1 protein-coding gene is annotated in these 591 nt (G+C 66.3%); it reads left to right on the top strand.

All coding sequences use genetic code 11. The annotated features are described in order from the left end of the window. Nucleotides 1–32: 32 nt before the first annotated feature. Nucleotides 33–591: SDR family oxidoreductase (locus AACS24_RS12965; RefSeq protein ID WP_108570928.1), on the top strand; the 559-nt coding region annotated here is incomplete at its 3' end.

The following is a 591-nucleotide window of genomic DNA, read 5'->3' as shown; positions in this document are numbered from 1 at the left end:
CCGCCACGCCGTGACCAGAAGGAATCCGCATCATGAAACTTGAAGGAAAAACGGTGCTGCTCACCGGCGCCAGCGGCGGGATTGGCGAGGAGCTGGCCCAGGAGCTGGCCGCCCAGGGCGCCCATCTGCTGCTGCACGGTCGCCGCGCCCCGGCACTGGAGCGCCTGTGCAAGTCGCTGCCGCACCCCGAGCGCCATCAGGTGGTGATCGCCGACCTTGGCGTGCCCCACGAGCGCGCCAAATTGCTGCAACACCCGGCGCTGGATAACGGACTCGACATCCTGATCAACAATGCCGGCTGCAACCAGTTTGCCTGGCTGGAAGATCAGAGCAGCGAGCAGGTCGAACGCCAGCTGCTGCTCAATATCGAGGCGCCGATCCAGCTCACCCGCGCCCTGCTGCCCCGCCTGCGCAAACCGGGGATCATCATGAACATGGGGTCAGGGTTTGGCGGCATCGGCTACCCGGGCTACAGCGTCTACTGCGCCACCAAATTCGCCCTGCGCGGCTTTAGCGAGGCGCTGGGGCGGGAGCTGGAGGGCAGCGGCATCAAGGTGCTCCACTTTGCCCCCCGCGCCACCCGTACCAAAC

Source organism: Aeromonas sp. HMWF016, from assembly GCF_963878195.1.
GTDB classification, from domain to species: Bacteria; Pseudomonadota; Gammaproteobacteria; order Enterobacterales; family Aeromonadaceae; genus Aeromonas; species Aeromonas lacus.
The sequence above is the reverse complement of the archived record's forward strand: the minus strand, read 5'-3'. Positions and strand labels throughout refer to the sequence as shown.